Below are 5161 nucleotides of genomic sequence, written 5' to 3' on the forward strand. Positions count from 1 at the left end.
TTAGCGAAGTTAGCGAAGCGAATTAAGCGTAATTGCTTTATTTTTCGGGAACGGTCCCGCGAGGATTCGAATGATCAGATTAGCGTTTTGCCATATAGAATAATAAGGATTGTAATTAGAAGATTTTTGATCATTCAGCGCAAATCATCGCTACTATAAGGCAAATACCTATAGCAATTGTGCGAAAATCATTTGCCTGACAACGATTTTTTTAGCTGGAAAGCTTTATTGGAGTAATTGTAGCGCCATATAGAATGATTAGGTTACGAAAATAAGCGTAGAATATTAATTCAGTATTAGAATGAGGTTAATTTTAGTTGTTTGTTTTGTTAAAAGCTTGTGGAGTACGGTATTAAAATATAAATTTATATATTTCTTTGGTATTTAGGTTGGATGTTGATAAATTTTAGGCTCCTATTACTGTTTGGAATTAGCCCTTTCCCTTTCAGGGGAAGGTACAGGTAAGGAGATAAGGGTTTAAAACGCTCGCTATAATACGATCGTCATTCTACTACAACAATAAATCCGTCATTGCGATGAGGCTTTTTCAGCCGAGGAAGCAATCTTACTACTCTGGGTTATCTGCGATTGATACGGCAGTCACACGGTGGTTTTGCTTCTAACAATTTTCTGTCAACCTGAGGCACGAAGGATCTTTTACCAAAAGACTCTTCACTGCGTTCAGAATGACAATTGTAGGTTTTGCCCCAGGCTCGGGCTTGCCTCGGCTACCGATGAAAAATCGGTACAGGTCCACCGCCGCCGAGGGGCTCTTTCTTTATCCTTGATGATAAAGAAACAAACAATCAAGGCTTGCATCTTTTCTTGTAAAAACCTACGGAAATCTTAATTGCGGCAGTATCGAGGCGCTTACCCTGGCTTATCCCAGCACACCCRCTTGATCCTGCCTTGGGTTGTGGGGTAATGATGGGGAGTGCACAGATTTCCGTGCTTTTTCCTGCGAAAATCTGCCAGGCCGATAGCATGATGCAGATCGCCTAGCGCACATTGCAGGGTGCGGTAATTTGTTTTTTAGCCCTTTCCCTTTCAGGGGAAAGGTGCCGATAGGCGGATAGGGGTTTAAGGCGCTCGCTATAATACGATCGTCATTCTACTACAACAATAAATCCGTCATTGCGATGAGGCTTTTTCAGCCGATAGCCTGTCCCGAACTTTCGGGAAAGCAATCTTACTACTCTGGGTTATCTGCGATTGATGCGGCAGTCACTCATCGTTTTTTTCTAACAATTTTCTGTCATCCTGAGGCACGAAGGATCTTTTACCGAAAGATTCTTCACTGCGTTCAGAATGACAATTGTAGGTTTTGCCCCTTGCTCGGGCTTGCCTCGGCTCACCGCCGCCGAGGGGCTCTTACCTTTTTCTTGATAAAAAGGTAACCAAAAATCAAGGCTTGGAACTGATGTCGGATAAGCTAGTCGAAACTTTATTTGCAACAGYGGCTAGGAACGAAGAAAAATCGTTCTTGCCTCTGTTTTGGTTCTTTGGGTCAGGGAAAGATTGTGCACAAGTTTCAACTGCTTCTCCTTCCATCATTTCCTAGGCCGATAGCAGGGTGCAGATCGCCTAGCGCACATTGCAGGGCGCGATAATTTGTCTTTTAGCCCTTTCCCTTTCAGGGGAAAGGTGCCGATAAGCGGATAGGGGTTTAAGGCGCTCGCTATAATACGATTGTCATTCCGCGCAGGCGGGAATCGTTACAAATACTCTTCAATATTTCCTTTGCCTTCACGGATCACTTCAAACTCGCCGGTGGTACAATCGATTACGGTAGAGGCATCATTATCGCCGTAACCACCGTCGATTACCAGATCGACCAGGTCTTCGTATTTTTCATGAATCAATTCCGGATCCGTAGAATACTCAATTACATCATCATCATCCTTTATGGAACTAGATAGGATGGGGTTACCCAATTCTTTTACAATGCAACGGGCAATATTGTTATCGGGCACACGGATACCCACCGTTTTTTTATTGGAACTTAATAATTTGGGTACGTTGTTGTTCGCATTAAAAATAAAGGTAAAAGGACCCGGTAGTGCTTTTTTTAACAACCTAAACGTGGTATTGTCAATCGGTTTAATGTAATCGGAAATATGCTTTAAATCGTGACAGATGAAAGAGAAATTGGCCTTTTCGGGTTTGATACCACGTATTCTGCATATCTTTTCGATGGCTTTCGGATTGGTAATATCGCAGCCCAAACCATAAATGGTATCGGTTGGGTAGATAATTAAACCACCTTTCTTCAACACTTCAACAACTTGTTCAATGGCTCTTTCGTTGGGGTTTTCTGGATAAATCTTAATAAGCATAGCGTAAAAATAACAAATTAATGCGTTTGTTGTTTAAATAACATTAATCATAAACATTCTAAATATGTACAAATAATTGTACAGTTTTTTTATTATCTTTAATTTTGAAGATTATTAACATTAATATGGAAATCACAAATTATACCTCATTCAGGCAAAGTTTAAAGTCTTATTTAGATAAGGTTTTTACGAACCATACCCCCTTATTTGTTACCCGGGCAAAAGGAGAAGATGTTGTTGTGCTATCTAAAGCAGATTATGATAGTATGCAGGAAACTTTTTATTTGTTAAAAAGCCCAAAAAATGCAATTAGGCTTGATCAGGGACTAAAAGATTATGAGAATGGTTTAGCCAAGGAGCAAGACTTGATCGATAATGATTAAATTGTTTCTCGATGGTGCATGGGAGGATTATCTCTATTGGCAATCGGTTGATAAATCGGTTCTGAAGAAAATAAATGCCTTGATAAAAGAAATCGAACGCACACCTTTTGAAGGTACCGGAAAACCTGAGCCACTAAAACATCAATATTCTGGATGGTGGTCGAGGAGGATTAATTTAGAACATAGACTTGTTTACAAAGTAGAAGATAACAAAATTATCCTCCTACAGTGCAGGTATCATACTTAACAATAACAACATGAGAAAAGCTTTTGTCGCAATTGCTGCATTTTTAATTGCCCTAACCATTATGCTGGGCCTTTACCATCCCTTTTTATGGTGGACATTCATCTTCACTGGTCCTTTTGTAATTCTTGGTATTTACGATTTATATCAGCCCAAGCATAGTATTGTAAGGAATTACCCGGTTTTTGGCCGTTTAAGGTATTTTATGGAAGAATTGAGGCCGAAAGTTTACCAGTATTTTGTAGAGAGCGATACGAACGGTACGCCTTACAGCAGGTTAAACCGCTCATTAATCTATCAACGCGCTAAAAAAGATAACGATACCATTCCATTCGGAACGCAGTTAAATGTTTACGATAACGGCTATGAATGGTTAAGCCATAGTATTGCGGCCATTTCTCACCACGAATTAAACCTGGATCCACGCGTTATGGTTGGTGGTCCGGATTGTAAGAAACCTTACTCTGCGAGTATTTATAATATATCGGCCATGAGTTTTGGCTCATTAAGTCAGAATGCAATTCTGGCTTTAAACGGTGGTGCTAAAATGGGCAACTTTGCACACAATACCGGCGAAGGTGGAATCAGCGATTATCACCGTCAGCCCGGAGGCGATTTAATCTGGCAGATTGGTACCGGTTATTTCGGTTGCCGCAATGCCGATGGTACCTTTAATTACGATGCTTACGCCGAAAGGGCAAAAACCGACCAGGTAAAAATGATCGAGATTAAACTTTCGCAAGGTGCTAAACCTGGTCACGGTGGTATGCTGCCCGCCAAAAAGGTAACACCAGAGGTAGCCAGAATCCGTTTAGTGCCCGAAGGTAAAGATGTATTGTCGCCACCTGCTCACTCGGTATTTAATACGCCGATCGGTTTGTTGGAGTTTGTGAAGAAACTCCGCGATTTATCGGAAGGTAAACCAGTAGGATTTAAGCTTTGTATCGGCCGTAAAAGCGAATTTTACGCCATTTGTAAAGCCATGGTAGAAACAGGTATTTATCCTGATTTTATTACCGTTGATGGTGGCGAAGGCGGAACGGGTGCTGCTCCACAGGAATTTTCGAATTCGGTAGGTATGCCTTTGCGCGAAGGTGTGGCTTTTGTGTACGATGTTTTGAATGGTTTTGATCTGAAAAAACACATTAAAATTATCGCCTCGGGCAAAGTGGCAACAGGTTTCGATCTGGTTAAAAATATCGCCCTTGGTGCCGATATGTGTAATGCTGCCCGCGGAATGATGTTCGCTTTAGGCTGTATCCAGGCATTAGAATGTAACAGCAATACCTGTCCAACAGGCGTGGCTACGCAAGACCAGAGTTTAATGAAAGGCCTTGTAGTAGAAGATAAAACCGTTCGGGTTAAAAACTTCCATAACCTAACCGTAGCAAGTGCTGTAGAGCTATTGGGGGCTGCGGGTTTAAGAGAAACGCATCAGTTAAGCAGGGCGTATATCAACAGGCGGGTAAGTCCGAGTGTAATGCAGAGTTATTTAGAGAGTTTTCCATATATCCCGGCAGGTAGCTTGTTAAAAACGCCTTACCCAACCCGTTACGAACTGGGCATGGCGCTGAGCACTTCGGCCAGTTTTGCCCCAACCGATTATAAGGTTTCGGCGGTAGATTATGCACATGCCAATCCGTATGGTGACAGCATGCATGATGATGGGCGATAACAGCGAGAGATGACTTACGAAGTTTAAAAAGAGGCTAAGCGTCGGCAGAACTTCGGAAGTCTAGCATATGGCAACTCATTAGTTTTTTGGAAAGCAGGGGCAGTGGTGTTTAGGTTTGTTCAGTCCTGCTTTTTGCTTCTGCCGATGAAAAATCGGCATCCGCGTCAATCAGGTTTAGGTGGCAAGTAATGAAGGGGTATTAACGGGTGAATCACCAAACGTTCCTACGGAACGAAAACGCCAATTAAACAATTGGCTACCCAGGAAGCGTCCCGATGGGACGGTTGTTCAAAACCMTCGATTTGTTTAGCGTACATTAATTCGGTTGTGCTCACATCTAGGCCTTTACTCTGAATTTATCTCAGGGTCTTAATAATAACAAGCTGCAGGATAGATACTGAAACAAGTTCAGTATGACGGATTTGTCCCCTAGATCCGTCACCCTGAATTCATTTCAGGGGCTTAATGATAACAAGCTAGCATGATAGATACTGAAACAAGTTCAGTATGACGGGATTTGTTC

General features: G+C 42.0%; 4 protein-coding genes. 3 read left to right on the forward strand and 1 reads right to left on the reverse strand.

The annotated features are described in order from the left end of the window. Positions 1-1715: 1715 nt before the first annotated feature. The gene (locus tag AC1DPQ_RS16965) at positions 1716-2336 is read right to left on the reverse strand and encodes an L-threonylcarbamoyladenylate synthase (RefSeq protein ID WP_477610326.1); all 621 of its coding nucleotides are present in this window, start codon (positions 2334-2336) and stop codon (positions 1716-1718) included. 125 nt (positions 2337-2461) lie between these two features. Between AC1DPQ_RS16965 and AC1DPQ_RS16970 the strand changes: the two genes are divergently transcribed. From AC1DPQ_RS16970 to AC1DPQ_RS16980, 3 genes are read left to right on the forward strand one after another with little or no spacing between them, the layout of a single operon-like run. Beyond that, the gene (locus AC1DPQ_RS16970) at positions 2462-2719 is read left to right on the forward strand and encodes a type II toxin-antitoxin system prevent-host-death family antitoxin (protein WP_116253226.1); all 258 of its coding nucleotides are present in this window, start codon (positions 2462-2464) and stop codon (positions 2717-2719) included. Next, entirely contained in the window at positions 2712-2966 is a 255-nt protein-coding gene (locus tag AC1DPQ_RS16975) for a Txe/YoeB family addiction module toxin (protein ID WP_029275821.1), read from the forward strand. Before AC1DPQ_RS16970 ends, AC1DPQ_RS16975 begins: the two co-directional genes overlap by 8 nt. 10 nt (positions 2967-2976) lie before the next feature. Then, positions 2977-4638, forward strand: a complete 1662-nt coding sequence (locus tag AC1DPQ_RS16980) for an FMN-binding glutamate synthase family protein (RefSeq protein ID WP_477582181.1) — start codon at positions 2977-2979, stop codon at positions 4636-4638. Positions 4639-5161: the final 523 nt, after the last annotated feature.

Source organism: Pedobacter sp. 01T416_2 (genome assembly GCF_056398925.1).